Genomic DNA, 16,335 nt, shown 5'->3' on the forward strand with positions numbered 1-16,335 from the left:
GCGAAACTAGCCACGAGATGAGAATTCCATATAGGACCGTAGCAGACTACTACGTTGATAGGTTACAGATGTAAAGGTGGTGACATCAAAGTCGAGTAATACTAATCATCCGAAGCTTTCAAAAGCAGAACGTTGTTTGCTTTTCTTAACTAACTTCTTTCAATAATATGTCATAACGATATTTAGGTGCCTATATCGGTGGTGTCCACCTCTTCCCATTCCGAACAGAGAAGTTAAGCCCACCAGAGCCGATGGTACTGCGGTAACACGTGGGAGAGTAGGTCGGTGCCAAATCTTAAAGAAAGCCTGTAGCCATAAACTACAGGCTTTTCTTGTTTAGTGAACTTATTGGTTACACCAAAGGCCTTTGTATCCTAAGCACATCCGACTTTACCCGATGCAGTTCTCAGCCTACGGGGACGCCACTTAATTGCGAATAAAATAAGGCCAATGCAACTTATTGTGCATTTTTTGGTTATCTTTGATACAAAATTTAAAATATAAACGAATGAGTTTTTTCGCAGAAAAGAGAAGGGAAGTAATGTTACATATAGAAGCTTACATGCTTGAAATGATGGACACTTACTTAAAACCGATTGATACGAATTGGCAGCCATCTGATTTTTTGCCTGATTCTACAAGCGAAACATTTTACCAGGATATAAAAGCCCTGCGAGAAAAAGCGAATGATCTGTCTTACGATCTGGTTGCCGTTTTAATTGGTGATACCATTACGGAGGAGGCACTGCCAACGTACGAGTCGTGGTTAAGTATGGTGGATGGTATTTCAAGGGATGAACAAGGTGGATGGATGAAATGGACCCGGCACTGGACCGCCGAAGAAAACAGACATGGCGATCTGCTTAACAAATACCTCTATCTTTCGGGCCGTGTTGACATGCGCCAGATGGAGATTTCTACCCAGTACCTGATTGCCGATGGCTTTGACATTGGTACTGGTCATGACCCTTACCGTAACTTTATTTATACCAGTTTTCAGGAATTGGCTACAAATATCTCACACAGACGTGTCGCTTCGCTGGCGAAGAAGGATGGCGATAACCTGTTGTCTAAGATGTGCGGAGTAATTGCATCTGACGAAGCAAGACATGCGAAGGCCTATAAGGATTTTATGGCCAAAATTTTTGAGGTTGACCGCAATGAAGCAATGATTGCTTTTGAAGATATGATGCGTAAAAAAATCGTAATGCCTGCACACTTCCTTCGCGAGATGGGACTGAAGATCGGACAGACTTTTGGTCATTTTACCGATGCTGCTCAACGACTGGGGGTATATACCGCAATTGACTATGTTGAGATTATGCAGCAGCTGATAGAGGAATGGAAACTGGAAAGCATGCGTGACTTAAATGAAGCGGGTGAGAAGGCCCGTGACTATATCATGGCTTTACCGGCCAGGTTATTACGCGTGGCAGAACGGATGAAAAACCCTACAATGGATTATAAGTTTAGCTGGATACATGCTTAACGTTTTAAGCACTTAGACGAAAAGGCCTGAATAATAACTATTCAGGCCTTTTTGATTTACATATTTCTTCTATATTGTCCGCCAACTTCATAAAGTGCGTTGGATATCTGACCAAGTGAACAGATCTTGCAGACTTCCATCAGCTGCTCAAAGATATTTTCTCCGTTTACAGCCGACTTCTGAAGGTTTCTTAATGCAGTATCAGCTTTGTCTGCATTTCGATCCTGAAATGCCTTTAATGCCTTTATCTGATATTGTTTTTCTTCCTCTGTAGCTCGGATAACCTCCCCGGGTACAATGGTTGGAGAACCGTTCTTGTTGAGAAACATGTTCACACCCACAATTGGAAATTCGCCGGTATGTTTGAGCGTTTCATAGTACAGGCTCTCTTCCTGGATCCTGCCACGCTGGTACATGGTTTCCATGGCACCCAATACGCCTCCTCTGTCGTTAATACGCTTAAACTCCTGCAATACGGCCTCTTCTACCAGGTCGGTCAGTTCTTCAATAATAAAAGCTCCCTGCAGCGGGTTTTCGTTTTTGGCAAGACCAAGTTCACGGTTAATGATAAGTTGTATGGCCATAGCCCTGCGTACAGACTCCTCTGTAGGGGTAGTTATCGCTTCATCGTATGCATTGGTATGCAGGGAGTTGCAATTGTCGTAAATGGCATACAGGGCTTGTAATGTAGTGCGTATATCATTGAAGTCAATTTCCTGCGCATGCAATGAACGCCCTGAAGTTTGGATATGGTATTTTAGTTTTTGTGATCGGTCGTTTCCTTTGTATTTGTTCTTAATTGCTTTAGCCCAGATGCGGCGTGCCACACGTCCGATTACCGCATACTCCGGATCTATGCCATTAGAGAAGAAAAAGGAGAGATTGGGTGCAAAATCATCAATATTCATTCCCCTGCTCAGGTAGTACTCTACAAAAGTAAAGCCATTGCTTAGCGTAAATGCCAATTGCGAAATGGGGTTGGCCCCTGCCTCCGCAATGTGGTAGCCGGAAATGGATACGGAATAGAAATTACGAACCTTCTCAGTAATGAAATGGCTTTGTATGTCACCCATCATTCTTAACGCAAATTCTGTCGAAAAGATGCAGGTGTTTTGCGCCTGATCTTCTTTTAAAATATCAGCCTGTACTGTTCCACGTACGGTGCTAATGGCATGGGCCTTAATTTTTGCGTATATATCGGCAGGTAAAACCTGATCGCCGGTAACACCCAATAGCATCAGTCCAAGCCCGTTGTTGCCTTCGGGTAGGGCACCGTTATAAACAGGCCTTTCCTGTCCTTTTGCTTTATAGAGGCTGTTTATTTTTTGCTCTACTTCTTTCTGCAGTCCATGTTCGATGATGTATTTTTCACATTGTTGATCTATAGCAGCATTCATGAAAAAGCCCAGGAGCATAGGGGCAGGACCATTGATGGTCATAGAAACGGAGGTTGAGGCAGCACAGAGATCAAAGCCAGAATACAGCTTCTTCGCATCGTCAATTGTTGCAATACTCACCCCTGAATTTCCTATTTTTCCATAGATATCCGGTCTGATGTGCGGGTCTTCACCATACAGGGTTACGGAGTCAAAAGCGGTAGACAACCGGTGCGCAGGCTGACCCAGCGATACATAATGGAACCGTTTATTGGTACGTTCAGGGCCACCTTCGCCCGCAAACATCCTTGTAGGGTCTTCTCCGTCACGCTTTAAAGGAAATACCCCTGCTGCGTAAGGGAATTCTCCCGGAACATTTTCTGTAAGTAACCAGCGCAGGATATCGCCCCAGTCCCCATATCTTGGCAGGGACACTTTAGGAATTTGAAGTTTGGACAGTGATTCATAAAACAGCGGCTGCTTAATTTCTTTATCCCTTACTTTATAAATAAAATCTTTTTGTTGGTATTTTATTTTGGTTTCGGGCCATTGACGTAATAAACGCCTGCATTCAGCATCTAACTGTTCTTCCAGATGCTCATATATTTCCTGTAATGGCTCAATTAGCTTTTTGCTGACGGGAATGTCCTTTGTAATCTTTTCTTCTCCTGCAAGCTGAATTACTCCCTGTAACTGGTATAGCTTACGTGCAATAATACTTTGCTTGTCTACCCATTCATGATAGGTCTGACTGGCTTCTGCAATTTCGGCCAGGTAACGGGTGCGGTCAGGCGGAATAATGTAAATCTTTTCTGATTGTTCAGATGTGAGTTCCATTTGTGCATCAAACTTAACCCCTGTTTTTTCTCTGATTTTAGTCATGAGCGCACTAAACAGGTTGTTCATTCCCGGATCATTGAACTGGGAAGCCATTGTACCAAACACAGGTATGGTATCATCATTGGCATCAAACAGGTTATGGTTACGTTTGTACTGTTTACGTACGTCCCTAAGTGCATCAAGGGCTCCCCTTTTATCGAATTTGTTGATGGCTACCAGGTCGGCAAAATCAAGCATATCGATTTTTTCCAATTGTGTGGCTGCCCCGAATTCGGGGGTCATTACATACAGGGAAACATCACAATGTTCGGTGATTTCGGTATCGGACTGGCCTATTCCTGATGTTTCGACAATGATGAGGTCGTATCCTGCAGCCTTACAGATGTCAATGCTTTCCTGAACGTTTTTTGAAAGCGCAAGATTGGCTTGTCTGGTGGCCAGTGAACGCATGTATACCCTTGGGTTGTTGATGGCATTCATCCTGATCCTGTCGCCCAGTAAAGCACCTCCTGTTTTTCGTTTGGAGGGGTCAACAGATATGATGGCCAGGGTTTTATCTTTTACCTCAATCAGAAAACGTCTTACCAATTCATCTACAAGCGAGGATTTACCTGAACCGCCGGTTCCAGTAATGCCCAGCACAGGAGCCTGATTGCTTAAAGTCAGTTTTTTTAACTCATCTACAAATTTCTGAGCTGCCTGCGGATCATTTTCGGCTACAGTAATGGCAGCTGCAATACTCTTTATTTCCTTTTTCGGGATAGTTTTAAGTTCAGCATTCAAAGCCTTGGTGGTAACGTAGTCAGTCTGCTCCAGCATGTTATTGATCATGCCCTGCAGTCCCATTTTACGACCGTCATCAGGAGAGTAAATTCTGGTTATGCCATATTCATGAAGCTCGGCAATCTCTGAAGGTAAGATGACCCCGCCACCTCCGCCGAATATTTTAATGTGAGTGGCTCCGCGTTCCTGAAGCAGGTCGTACATATATTTGAAATATTCTATATGGCCACCTTGATAGGAGGTCATAGCTATACCTTGTACATCCTCCTGAATGGCGCAGTTTACAACTTCTTCTACGGAGCGGTTATGGCCAAGGTGTATGACTTCTGCTCCGGAAGACTGAAGGATACGGCGCATGATATTTATGGTTGCATCGTGACCATCAAAAAGGGCAGCAGCGGTAACAAAACGGATTTTATGCTTGGGTTTATAGATTTCAATTTGCTCCATATCAGATTTTATAATCGGTATGCAAAGGTAGGAAAAAGCGGGCGCAGGACGATAAAGGTTATAATAACAAAAGGCTGTTCTGGTTTTTGTTCCAGAACAGCCTTTTGTTATAATTTAAACCGCTATGATTATTGGTGGGTTAATTCGGTAATTGGTTCTCCTACACAACCACTTGGCATTTGTATGTGCAGCATAGCCGCCAGGGTAGCCGAAATATCGGTCATGTAGTGTGTTTTATTTGTTTTGCCGGGTTTCACTTTCCAGCCCATAAATACACATGGAATATGCGAATCGTAAGGGTTCCAGGAACCGTGTGTAGTTCCGGTATTGGTACCATCAAAATAGTTCGAAAGCAGGATGTAATAAATATCGCCGCTTCTACGGGCATTGTAACCATTGGTAATGGATTTCTTGATCTGTTCCGGAAGGGTGGTACCTGATAACTTGTTCAGATCTACTGCATTCATTATACCTGGTTGTTTTTTCAGATAGTCTATCGTGAAAGCCTTCATTTCTTCGAAATCTGCTTTCGATTTGCTGATTTCATCATGGTCAAAAAGGATCTGGTTGTTCATTGCAGTAACGATTGCCTTTTTGATTTTATATTTTTCATTAAATATTTGATTCAGATTTTTAACCACAGGTGCATCGTCAAATAATCCGCCTGGCAGTTTATTTTCTTTCATAAAGCCAGGCACATGAGCTGCGCCATGATCTGCCGAGAGGAAGAACAGGTAATTACCTTTACCCAAGGTTTCGTCCAGGTAGTTAAAAAAGGCTTCAAGGTCTTTATCGAGCCTTAAGTAAGTATCTTCTGCTTCAATTGAGTTAGGGCCATATTGGTGACCAACATAATCTGTAGCAGAGCAACTTACCGCAAGGAAATCTGTGGTATTGTTCTGTCCGAGTTTTTCTGCAGCTACCGCATGCCTGGCCAGATCGAGTGTCATAGTATTGCCGTACGGCGTGCTTTTGATGATCTCATAGTTTTTGCCGATGTAGAGTTTTAAGGGGTGGGGGAAGGTTGGGGTTTGCTCACCTCTTGTTTTGCGTTCGTAAATTTTATCATCTGCTGTACTTTGGCTATAACTATCTATCGGGTAAAGCGTATTCCAGTTGTTGGCGTAGAACTGATCTGCGTGTTTTTGTTTGTTGTAATCCTGGATCCAACCTGGTAATTGCGTCATGTAATAGGTACTGCTGATCCAATCGCCGGTTTGTGCGTCAAACCAGTAAGCTGCATTAGCAGAATGCCCCGCAGGTAAAATCGATCCACGGTCTTTAAGCGAAATGCCGATGACTTTGCTTTTGAAATTTGTTGCCAGACGAAGTTCGTCGGTAATCGTTGTAACCAGCATGTTTTTTGGTGACATTTTTCCTGCTACGGTAGTACTGCCAACGCTGGTGACACTGGTGTCTTCTGCGCAATATACATTTCTTTTAAGCTGTGGATCGTACCAATCGTTTCCTATAATTCCGTTAATAGCTGGTACAGAACCAGTGTAGATACTTGCATGACCACAGGCGGTATAGGTAGGCGTATAAGGAATAAACGTGTTTTCGGCCGAAAAGCCTTCATTTACAAGTCTTTTAAACCCTCCGCTTGAATACCTGTTGGCATATCTGTATAAATAATCCCATCTCATTTGGTCTATCACCATACCTACAATAAGCTTAGGTCTGTTTACACCAGAAGAAGACGGATTGGCAGAAGGCAATTTGTTGCTTTTTTTTTGAGCCGATGCACCCGAACTGATCAGGACGAGTGCAGCAAATAACAAGTAAATTCTTTTCATTTTGTGGTTAAGGTGTGAAAAATCCGTAAGACAATTTAATTTTTTAAAAGCTTACGAAAGAAAAGTTAAATAATTAAACAGGGTAAATATAGACACTTGATGATAAGTATTCTTTATTGTAATGTAAAGATTTTATAGCACTTCGGCCACAACAAAAGTACTGCCGCCAATGAATATCAGGTCGTTTATGCCGGCTTTATTTTTTGCAGCCTGCAACGCATCTGCCACAGTTTCGAAAGTCTGTCCGATTAAGCCATGCACTTTAGCCTGGGCAGCAAGTTCTGTGGAAGGGAGTGCCCTTTCGAGATCAGGCTGGCAGAAATAATAAAATGCTGACATAGGGAGCAGGGCGAGCACACCATTTATATCTTTGTCTTTTACCATTCCTACAATCATGTGCAGCTTTTCAAATGGCGTGTTGCGGATGTTCTGCATCACTTCGTTTATCCCTGCAAGATTATGTCCGGTATCACAAATCACCAGGGGATGTTCTGCTAGTTTTTGCCAGCGCCCCTGCAGACCTGTTAGTTTTTTTACGTTTTTTAAAGCGGTATATATTGCCTTTTCTGTTAAATGGTATCCTTTGTTGCTTAAAATAGAAACCGATTGCAATACTGTAAGAACGTTTTTTAATTGGTAAAAACCATTAAGATCCAGTTCCAGATTCGGATAAAGTATGGTTTGAGCATTGCCAATAGTGGTGGTTAGAAATTCGTCTTTTCTTTCAGAACCTATGGCATTCAATTCCTGATCAGCGAAAACAATCTGACTACCGGTTTCTACTGCTTTTTCAAAAAAAACGCTTTCGGTTTCGAACTGTTTTTCTCCAATTACCACAGGTATACCGGGTTTAATGATACCCGCCTTTTCTACTGCAATTTCTGGTAGGGTATTGCCTAGGATATTGGTATGGTCCAGGCTGATGTTGGTAATGACTGACAGCTCTGGTGTTATGATATTTGTGGAATCCAGCCGGCCCCCCAGGCCTACTTCTACAATGGCAATATCTACTTTTTCTGCAGCAAAGTAGGCAAATGCCATAGCTACTGTTACTTCAAAAAATGAAGGACTGATCTCTTCGATCAGGTTTTGCTGCTGTGTAACAAATTCGGTGACAAAGGTTTCGGATACCATTTCGCCATTGATGCGAATGCGCTCTCTGAAATCTTTGAGATGCGGAGAGGTATACAGTCCGGTTTTGTATCCTGCTTGCTGAAAGATAGCGGCGAGCATATGCGAGGTTGATCCCTTTCCATTTGTGCCGCCTACATGCACACTTTTAAATTTGTTTTGAGGATCATCCAGCTTATTGCACATAACTTTGATGTTGTGCAGGTCCTTCTTAAAAGCAACAGCTCCCACACGCGTAAACATGGGGAGCTTGCTGTATAAATAGTCAATCGTTTGCTTATAGTTCATTTGTAAAATGCCTTATGGGACAAAATTACCAAAGCTACCCGATTATTTTACTTTAAAATTGAAAACAACAACACCGATCTGAACATCAGGAGCAGATTCTGACTGTGTTAATCGTGCACCCATTACGGCATCTTTACATTTTTGCCATAATTCTCTGTCGGTTAGTGTTGTACCTTTTACGCCAGGTGTGGCGGCTATTACCACACCGTTTTTATTAATGCTTATGCGTACAGCAATTTTTCCGGTTTTTTGGCCATCATCCTGTGGTACGACAAGGTTAGTGAATTTTCTTAAGGCGATAGGGGTTTCACCAAACCCGGAACCACCCTCACCATAATTGTTAGATAAAGGGTCACCATTAACACTACCCTGGTTCCCAGGGGTAGATCCTGTGCCATCGCCACCGCCAGTACCTTTATTTGTTTTGCCTTTATATAAGGCGTTCTGATTAATAGTGGGTTTGGCAGGTTTACTTTCTGTCGTTGTCGCGACAGGGGTAGATGTACTCTTGGTGCTTTTCGTTTTTACACTTACCGCATCTTCGGTACTCTGGGTTACAATTTCTTTATCACTGGTCTGCGCCGTAGATTTTTCTGGCGTAGTTTCAGTAGGTACTACTTTGTCGGGAGCCTGTTGGTTGGCATTTGGATCTGCAGAAGGTTCTTCTATACTGGTATAATCCGTACCCATTCCTTCAACGGATGTACCGTAGTTAACGACTATACCACCCATACCAGCCTCTACTTCAGGTTGAAAGGTGCCTATGGCAATAAAAAAGCTCAAACCGATAAGCAAGGCCATTATTCCGGTCGAAATAGCCAGTGCCTTTGGATAGTTATTTTCTTCTTTAGGATAGGTCATCATTTCTTAGGTTCTACAGCAAGTACAACTTTCAGCTTCAATTTGTTTGCGACATCAAAAACCAGCATTGTGTTTTCTATGGAAACGCCTCTGGCGACATATAAAACAATGGTCAGATCGGGTGAGGCTTTTTGATAGTTTTCTATCGTGGCTTGTAATTGTTCTAAAGAAACTTTTTGTTTATCTACAAAATAATTGAGCTTCTCATCTATAGATACTGTAACGGTTTTTTGTGCCGAAGACTGCTGTCCGGATTCAGAACGGGGCAGTAGCAACTTTACGACCTGCGGGTTAACCACGGCCGAAGCCAGCAGGAAAAACAGCAGCAAGAAGAACATGATGTCATTCAGTGCAGAAGTATGGACCTCTACTGTGCCTTTATTTCTTTTGCGTAAATTCATTATTTCCCTGGCTCCTCTAATAGATCAATAAATTCAATCGCATCAGTTTCCATTCTCAATATGATGCGTTCAACCATCATGTTTAAGATATGATATAAAACATAGGCAATGATACCAATAATCAGTCCTGTTGCAGAAGTGATCATCTTAGTATACAAACCACCGGATATGGTGCCAATTTCAATAGCTCCTTTGATAGAAACATCGTGAAAAATGGTAATTACACCAATGATTGTTCCTACGAAACCAAGCATTGGGGCTATACCAGCAATGATACCGAGGATGCCAATGTTCTTTTCAAGTTTGGAAACCTCCAGCTTGCCATTATTTTCAATGGCTGCTTCGATATCTTTAATTGGCCTGCCTATACGTTTTAAGCCTTTTTCCAGCATTCTGGCCAGTGGAGAATTGTTATTTCTGCACAGGGCAATAGCATTTTCCAGTCTTCCTTCATGTATATACTGTTTGATTTGCAGCATCAGATTAGATTCAGTTTTGGATGCTTTACGGATGGTCAGGTATCTTTCCACAAATATAACCAGACCAAGGAAGGCCAGGAAAGCAAGCGGAAGCATAACCCACCCACCCTTAAATAAAAGGTCTATAAAGTGTAATTCAGGTGGGGCGGGGGTAATTGCCGGGTTCAGCGCATTTGCGGTATCGGTAAGTTGGGTAATGGTATCAGCGGCACTTTGAATTAATGCGATCATCATAATTATTTAGGATTGTTTGTGTGTCTAATTGGTGTAACGTAAATTCCCGGAATTTTTGTACTCTTCTTGAGGATTTCCAGTTGTTTATTGGCGGTTTCCATATCAGCAAATGAACCTATGCTGATTTTGATCCTTTTGCCGGGCATTTTAGCAATAGTTGCCGGAATTCCCCGCTGTTTCATGTCTGAAAGAAAGCGGTCTGCCTCTCTTTTATTGAGCAATGAAGCTGCAATAATGTCGTAAGAAACTATATTGCCGGAAGGCCTTTCTACAGCTTTGGCTGTTGTTAACGAATCTTTGACAGAATCGGCCGCAAGTATGGCTTTTTCATTACTTTTCCTGATGCTGTCTGCCTGTGCTATAGAATCAAGTTTATGCTGGTCATTCTGCTTTATTGTCTGAACGATGTCCTGATTCGGGGTCTTTTCTTTTATAACCGCAGCACCAGTGAACAGTTCTGGCTTCAATGCATAGGTAATTCCCGCAATGGCGGCTACTGTCAGCAATGCTAGGAGCACTTTCAAATAAACAGGCATACCTGTTTTGTTTTCTTCGGTGTAATCAAGGGTAAAAGAAGAGGTGGCAGCTGCAGGAGCAGATTCTTCTTCAGTTAAACCTTCTGGTGTTTCTATTACAGGGACCTGTCGCACTACGGGGTCCTGAACCGGAGCACTTACTTCAGCTATTTCTTCATATACCTCTTGCTCGTCCTCTTTTATCGGTTCATTTATGCCAGGGTCTTCTGTACTATCCAGGTGAGCGATCAGCAGATCGTCAATTTCTTCTACGCCATCCCGCAAATCTGCATTGTTATTCTCCAGTTCAAGTTGTTCCTGGCTTAGCTGAGGCTCATCCTCAATAGTAAGGTTTTTTCCTTCAGCCACCAACTCATTTTCAGTTGATGCATCTGAAACTATTAAAGGCTCTTTTTCAGTTTTTGTTTCAATGTTTGAAACCAGATCTTCCTTTAAAGGCGGTAAACCGTAAAAGTCGAAGCCAAAATTCTGCTCCTGTTTAGGAATGAAAGTTATACTGCCCGTTGAGGTAGAGAAAGTACCCAGGTCGCCAAAGTCTGATTCCTGCTGGTTGGAAAGTTCGTCCAGAATATTCTCTGAAAACTGCTCAACAAAATAATTAGCCGCATCTTTTGAGATATTTCTTTTTTTACTGATCAGGTCGGTGAGCAATTCCTGTTCCTTCAGGTCCGATGTAAAACTCAGTGTATAACTTGGCGGCAGAAACGAATGCGTTTCTGTATCATACCTCCCCGGAGATTTCCTTTTATAAATAGTTCCCAAACCGGGAATTCCCACTTCTTTATGGTTTTTTATAAGTGTAGAAAGGTATGATAAGATATCCATTCTGGTAAAAATAAAATTTTAATTCCGTATCAACCAATTATTAATTAAATAAGGGCCTAGAACGAGTAGGTCAGGCCTCCAAATATATTCATCCCAATTGCCTCATAATGCAGGTATCTGCTGTACTTGGTGTTCAGCAGGTTATTAGCTTTGGCAAATACGGAGAATTTGTTGTTGATCTTATAGCTGGCACCGGCGCCAAGGTCTACGAAACCCTTCATGGTTACAATTCTTTCATTGGCCAGGTCTGGTGCAAGGTAAGGATTGGCAGGGGCTGCCAGGTAAATTTTTGCTTTGCTATCGCCCTGTATTGCAACAGCTGCATTTAAAGTCAGCTGCTTGTTGATGGCATACATCAGATCAGAGCTTACACGCATTTGTGGTTTGAACCAGCTTTGGCTTTCAGCTGCAGGTTTGTAATCTTCCAGGTTTAGTTTTCCGGTCCATTTTAGGGCGTCACTTACCTGTACCGATATTTCGCCTTCAAGGCCAAGCAATTTCATAGTCCCGAAATCATAGATCACATCAAACTTATTAAAGCTATCGAAGCTATTGACGAATAGCGGCATATCTTCGATACGTTTGTGGTAGAATCTGGCTTTATACCCAAAACCAGGTCCCCCTGTTCCTTTAATACCTCCACTGATGCTTAGTTTTTCTATGGAGTTTTTGATGGCTATATTGTTGTTCAGGAAAGGGTTGTCGTCCGTAAACTGTTTCAGAGCACTGCGGTTTACATCTCCTTTTACTTCTCCAAAGATCTGCAGATAATCAGGGATCAGGGTAAAGTCTGCTGTCACTGCCGGGAATATCCTACCCGATGATTCGGTTCCAAATTGCTGAACAAAATTAATTCCTGCGGTAATTTTAACACCACTGGCCTGCAGTCTGATATAAGGGTTTAACCTTAGTAAATTGTTGCCGACGTCTACAAGCTTATCTTTAGTGCTGCCAAACTCAACTGCAGCGGCCAGGCCCAGGTTAAAGCTGCTGATCCTTTTGTTCACATAACCATTCAATACGATTGAACTTTCTTTGGCATCGAATCTATTGTTCCACAGGTACCCATTTAGTTTAGCTGCGTAGCTAAAGGCATCAGGATCCTCCGTGAATTTATTAACCAGTTCGCCCTCTGCTTCGATAAAATTGAAGGCCTGCTGCTCCGGATTGGGATTTAAGGTTGGGTTGTCCTTGTCAATTCCGTAAAAATACAGTCCGTTCCTCTGGTAATTTAAGCGCCCGCTCAAGGTCACCTGGTCGCCCATACTGCGCCCAAAAACACTCAGTTGCTGCTGGTTGGCAATTTGTTTATTTAATGGGCCCGATTGGCCAAAGTGCCTGAAGAAAGCACCCGCCTGTAAGGCCTCATCACGCCCGGTGTTGATATAAGCTTCGGCCAGAATAGTTCCGGCAGAACCAAATCCGCCTTTCACATAATTGTTGATCAGCAGGGCCTCCTTTTCAGCAGCAAGTTGTTGTGCCTGCAGCTTATTGATATCGGAGTTTAATTCCAGTTTTCTGTCGGTGAGGTTGTAATTAAATTTTGCTTTGTAGGTTTTGATGTCATTTAAATCCGGACTTCTCCTCAGCTTCACCGCCTCTGCAAGAACCGGTTTATATGGTCGTACCACTTCAATTTCTTCCGTTACTGCTTTTTCTTCTGCTTTCTTCTCTGTGGTCTTCGGATCCTGGGCCTGTGCATTTAAAATCCCTGTGGTAACAAATAGAAGTGTGGTATATATAAATATGGTCAATCTCATGTCTCTTAATCTTATTTAATTTTTTCTAATTTGGCTTTGGCGGTAGGTACGATATCGTCTTTACCTTCATAATTGTCAATGATACTTAAGAGTGTGCTTTTTGCCTGCAGGTTATCTTTCAGGGCTACATAATTATCAGCCAGTAATATAAATGCCTTTGCTACCCAATAATCATAAGATGGCATGTTATTGATCAGGTCAAAACAGGTTTTTGTTGATGTCTTATAATCTCTTTTTGCATACTGTACCGCGGCCAGGTTATATTTGGCTTCGGCAGCCGCAAGGGTTTTGGTTTTACTCACCACTGTGTTAAACGACTTAACAGCCTGGGTGGTATCGGCTTTCAGTAAATAAGCTTTACCTGCATAGAGGTCTACACTGTTCTTTTCTTCTTCAGAAGCTTTATCCGATTCTTTAACCAGCTGCACGTATTTCAATACGTCATCGGGCATATTTAGCTCACTGTAAGATTTTAACAGGTTATTCAGTGCATAAGTATAGTGTATTTTATAGTCGGCTGTAGTTTCCAGCCGTTTAAGATACACGATGGCCTCATTGTATTTTTTCTGGTCAAGGAAAAGCTTGGAGATGCTCACTAATGAACGTTCTGTATAGTCGCTTGTCCAGTCATTAAGGATATACTCATAGTCGGCGATGGCCTCATTAGGGCGCCCCAGTTTCACCAGTGATTCTGCCCTGATAAATTTCGCTTCTTTATCATGAATGGCTTTAGGGAATTTGTCAAAGTAAGCGTTTATAGCTTCAAAGGCACCTTTTGCATCACCTTTCAGGTACAGGTTGTTGGCACCCTGGAACAAAATATTGTCTTGCTCTGCATTGGAATAATTACCCAGAGGTGTAGTGCCCGCATAGTTAATAAAGCCTTGCGAATCGCCTTTGTCTACATAAATGTTTTTGATGGATTCCAGTGCCTGTTTGGCTTCTTCGGTACTTGGGTAATCCCTGATCACTTTTTTAAACGACTCCAGGGCGGCATCGTCCTGATCCTGGTTGTATTGCACCAGACCAATGGTTACAAGGGCCCGGGGAACATAACTGCTGTTCGGGTATTTACTTACCAGGCTAATCAGGTCAGACTTCGATTTGTCCAGTTCACCTTTATTGAAATAGGTATAAGCCATTTCAAAGCCTGCGTCGTCCGCATAGTTAGAATTCGGGAACTGTTTCAAAAGGTTCTGCATGGTATTGATCTTGGCATCATTTTGATTTTCCAATCCTTGTATCATTCCCCGTTGAAACAAGGCGTAATCTTCTCCGGTAGCTTTGCTGTCAATGATCCTGTTGTAATTAACGAGGGCATTTCCATAACTTTTATTTACAAAATAGGAATCAGCAAGCCTGATGGTTGCATCGTTTATGGTCTTCTGATCTTTATCGTTACCTTTTAAAAAGCGTTCAAAATAAGCAGCAGCTTTTCCATATTTCTCATCTTCAAATGCAGAATAGGCCAGGGCGTAATTAGCGAAATTGTATACGCCGGTTTTGCTGGCACCTGGCATATCCAGAAAGGTTTCAAAGTGTTTTACTGCTTCACCAAATTTTCTAAGCTCATAACTGGCTTCAGCTTTCCAGTAAGTGCTTAATGCCAGTATTTCTTCATCTTCAGGAAACTTTTCTGAACGAAGGAACATAGACAATGCATTAGGGAATGCCCTTTCATTATAAAATTCCAATCCCCTGAAATAAGTTACTTTTTGGTAGGCTTCACGCGCTTCGGGTGATTTGCTTTGAATAGGTTCAAGTATATCAATTGCTGCCTGATAGTTTTTACTGGTCAGGAGGATCTCACCAAGTAAGGTTTTAGCTTCGTTTACTTTGCGTGAAGAAGGGAATTGTTTAAGGAAGTTTTGTGTGGCCTCCAATGCCTGCTGGTTAAATTCGAGCTCGTAACTCAACCTGGCATAATTAATCCATGCTTCTTCCTGTACTATTTTATCGAAGTCTAGCCTTGACGCCCTGAAAAATGCACTTCGGGCTTTTTCTTTGTTTTTTAGCTGCAGAAAGGAACGGCCAAGCGTGTACATTCCGCTTTGCAAGTATACATCATCGCTATCGAGTTTTTCCAGCACAGTAACAGACTCACTATATTTTTTCAATTCAAACAGGGAATAACCATACTGGTAGGTGAACAGGTTATTTTTATTATTGGATTTATCTTTGGCATAGAATTCCCTGAAGTATTTTTCTGCATTTACATAATCAGATTTAGCAAAGTAAGAGGCCGCAATGAGGCTCAGCATCTCAGCCTCATAAAGTTGTTTAGAACTTTTTAGGATAGGAATTGCATAACTGATCACATCGTCATACCGCTCATCGAGATAGTACATTGAGGTTATGTAATAGGGGTAGCTGGCTTCATATGTTGGTGAGCCTTTCAGTTTTTCGAAATTGCTTAAAGCAGTTTTATATTCTTTGTTCAGGTAATTGATATAGGCAAAATAATAGGTTGCACTTTCCTGAAAAGGTGAATTTTCTTTTTTTACTGTCTCAAATAATGGCTCAGCTTTTTCTATGTTTTTCAGTTCAAAGTAGGAATAACCCTGTTTAAACTGATATTCCAGTCGTTGTTTCCCGGAAAGGGTAGAAGGATCGGTTTTCTCGAACCACTCTAACGCTTTTTCATATTTTTTTTGTGCGAAATATGATTTGCCTACATGGAAATAAGCAAGCTTGGTATTTGGGTTCAGCGGATAATCTTTAATGAAATTCTGAAACAGGCTTTCAGCATCATTATTACCCAATTCAAGTGCACAAACAGCAGCATAAAACTTTGCATTTTCTTTCAGCATAGACAGTTCTGCATTGCTTTCCTGTTGGGTGCCCGGCTTGTGCCTGATTTGTTCAACAAGCTTGAATTGCTGTGCAGCTGCAACATATTTCTCGTTGTCCAGCAGCTCCAGACCACTTTGGTAATTCTTGTTCAGGTTAACCAGTACGCTTGTTTGTGCATAACCAGCCGTAAAGCCACCTGCTAGCAGTAGCGGAATAAAAAAGTATTTTTTTGACATCTGATTTCAAATATGGTTGGTACTAATATAGATATAGTATCGGGTCTTATTAACATA

Annotated in this window: 10 protein-coding genes and 2 rRNA genes; 3 read left to right on the forward strand and 9 right to left on the reverse strand. The window is 42.0% G+C overall.

Annotated elements, in window-relative coordinates:
• The 3 genes from B9A91_RS19855 to B9A91_RS19865 all read left to right on the forward strand — a co-directional run.
• A 23S ribosomal RNA gene (locus tag B9A91_RS19855) occupies window positions 1-125 on the forward strand; the annotation flags it as partial.
• Window positions 126-182: 57 nt separating this feature from the next.
• A 5S ribosomal RNA gene (rrf, locus tag B9A91_RS19860) occupies window positions 183-294 on the forward strand.
• Between the two features lie 214 nt (window positions 295-508).
• Window positions 509-1,489 (forward strand): acyl-ACP desaturase, encoded by a 981-nt coding sequence (locus B9A91_RS19865; protein ID WP_084240790.1) that lies wholly within the window; start codon window positions 509-511, stop codon window positions 1,487-1,489.
• 56 nt (window positions 1,490-1,545) lie between these two features.
• Here the strand turns inward: B9A91_RS19865 and B9A91_RS19870 are convergent, their stop codons facing one another.
• From B9A91_RS19870 to B9A91_RS19910, 9 genes are all read right to left on the reverse strand, one after another.
• Complete coding sequence (locus tag B9A91_RS19870; RefSeq protein WP_084240791.1) at window positions 1,546-4,938, reverse strand: methylmalonyl-CoA mutase family protein; 3,393 nt, start codon at window positions 4,936-4,938, stop codon at window positions 1,546-1,548.
• A 128-nt stretch (window positions 4,939-5,066) separates the two neighbouring features.
• Window positions 5,067-6,734 carry an alkaline phosphatase PafA gene (pafA, locus tag B9A91_RS19875; protein WP_084240792.1) on the reverse strand — a complete coding sequence of 556 codons (1,668 nt, stop codon included), beginning with the start codon at window positions 6,732-6,734 and terminating at the stop codon, window positions 5,067-5,069.
• 132 nt (window positions 6,735-6,866) lie between these two features.
• A complete protein-coding gene (locus B9A91_RS19880) occupies window positions 6,867-8,153 on the reverse strand; it encodes a bifunctional folylpolyglutamate synthase/dihydrofolate synthase (RefSeq protein WP_084240793.1) in 1,287 nt (428 codons plus the stop codon).
• 42 nt (window positions 8,154-8,195) lie between these two features.
• Entirely contained in the window at window positions 8,196-9,017 is an 822-nt protein-coding gene (locus B9A91_RS19885) for an energy transducer TonB (RefSeq protein ID WP_084240794.1), read from the reverse strand.
• Complete coding sequence (locus B9A91_RS19890) at window positions 9,014-9,415, reverse strand: ExbD/TolR family protein (RefSeq protein WP_084240795.1); 402 nt, start codon at window positions 9,413-9,415, stop codon at window positions 9,014-9,016. Before B9A91_RS19890 ends, B9A91_RS19885 begins: the two co-directional genes overlap by 4 nt.
• Complete coding sequence (locus tag B9A91_RS19895) at window positions 9,415-10,125, reverse strand: MotA/TolQ/ExbB proton channel family protein (RefSeq protein WP_144009017.1); 711 nt, start codon at window positions 10,123-10,125, stop codon at window positions 9,415-9,417. Before B9A91_RS19895 ends, B9A91_RS19890 begins: the two co-directional genes overlap by 1 nt.
• 5 nt (window positions 10,126-10,130) lie before the next feature.
• Window positions 10,131-11,489 carry an HU domain-containing protein gene (locus B9A91_RS19900; protein ID WP_084240796.1) on the reverse strand — a complete coding sequence of 453 codons (1,359 nt, stop codon included), beginning with the start codon at window positions 11,487-11,489 and terminating at the stop codon, window positions 10,131-10,133.
• A 56-nt stretch (window positions 11,490-11,545) separates the two neighbouring features.
• Window positions 11,546-13,249, reverse strand: a complete 1,704-nt coding sequence (locus tag B9A91_RS19905) for a TonB-dependent receptor (protein ID WP_084240797.1) — start codon at window positions 13,247-13,249, stop codon at window positions 11,546-11,548.
• 11 nt (window positions 13,250-13,260) lie between these two features.
• The gene (locus B9A91_RS19910; protein ID WP_084240798.1) at window positions 13,261-16,278 is read right to left on the reverse strand and encodes a tetratricopeptide repeat protein; all 3,018 of its coding nucleotides are present in this window, start codon (window positions 16,276-16,278) and stop codon (window positions 13,261-13,263) included.
• Window positions 16,279-16,335 lie beyond the last annotated feature (57 nt).

Source organism: Pedobacter africanus (genome assembly GCF_900176535.1).
GTDB classification, from domain to species: Bacteria; Bacteroidota; Bacteroidia; order Sphingobacteriales; family Sphingobacteriaceae; genus Pedobacter; species Pedobacter africanus.

Bases quoted from the DNA above. Each gene is read 5' to 3' on its own strand.
- B9A91_RS19865 (WP_084240790.1), top strand. From the start codon at position 509: ATGAGTTTTTTCGCAGAAAAGAGAAGGGAAGTAATGTTACATATAGAA.
- B9A91_RS19870 (WP_084240791.1), bottom strand. From the start codon at position 4,938: ATGGAGCAAATTGAAATCTATAAACCCAAGCATAAAATCCGTTTTGTT.
- pafA (WP_084240792.1), bottom strand. From the start codon at position 6,734: ATGAAAAGAATTTACTTGTTATTTGCTGCACTCGTCCTGATCAGTTCG.
- B9A91_RS19880 (WP_084240793.1), bottom strand. From the start codon at position 8,153: ATGAACTATAAGCAAACGATTGACTATTTATACAGCAAGCTCCCCATG.
- B9A91_RS19885 (WP_084240794.1), bottom strand. From the start codon at position 9,017: ATGATGACCTATCCTAAAGAAGAAAATAACTATCCAAAGGCACTGGCT.
- B9A91_RS19890 (WP_084240795.1), bottom strand. From the start codon at position 9,415: ATGAATTTACGCAAAAGAAATAAAGGCACAGTAGAGGTCCATACTTCT.
- B9A91_RS19895 (WP_144009017.1), bottom strand. From the start codon at position 10,125: ATGATCGCATTAATTCAAAGTGCCGCTGATACCATTACCCAACTTACC.
- B9A91_RS19900 (WP_084240796.1), bottom strand. From the start codon at position 11,489: ATGGATATCTTATCATACCTTTCTACACTTATAAAAAACCATAAAGAA.
- B9A91_RS19905 (WP_084240797.1), bottom strand. From the start codon at position 13,249: ATGAGATTGACCATATTTATATATACCACACTTCTATTTGTTACCACA.
- B9A91_RS19910 (WP_084240798.1), bottom strand. From the start codon at position 16,278: ATGTCAAAAAAATACTTTTTTATTCCGCTACTGCTAGCAGGTGGCTTT.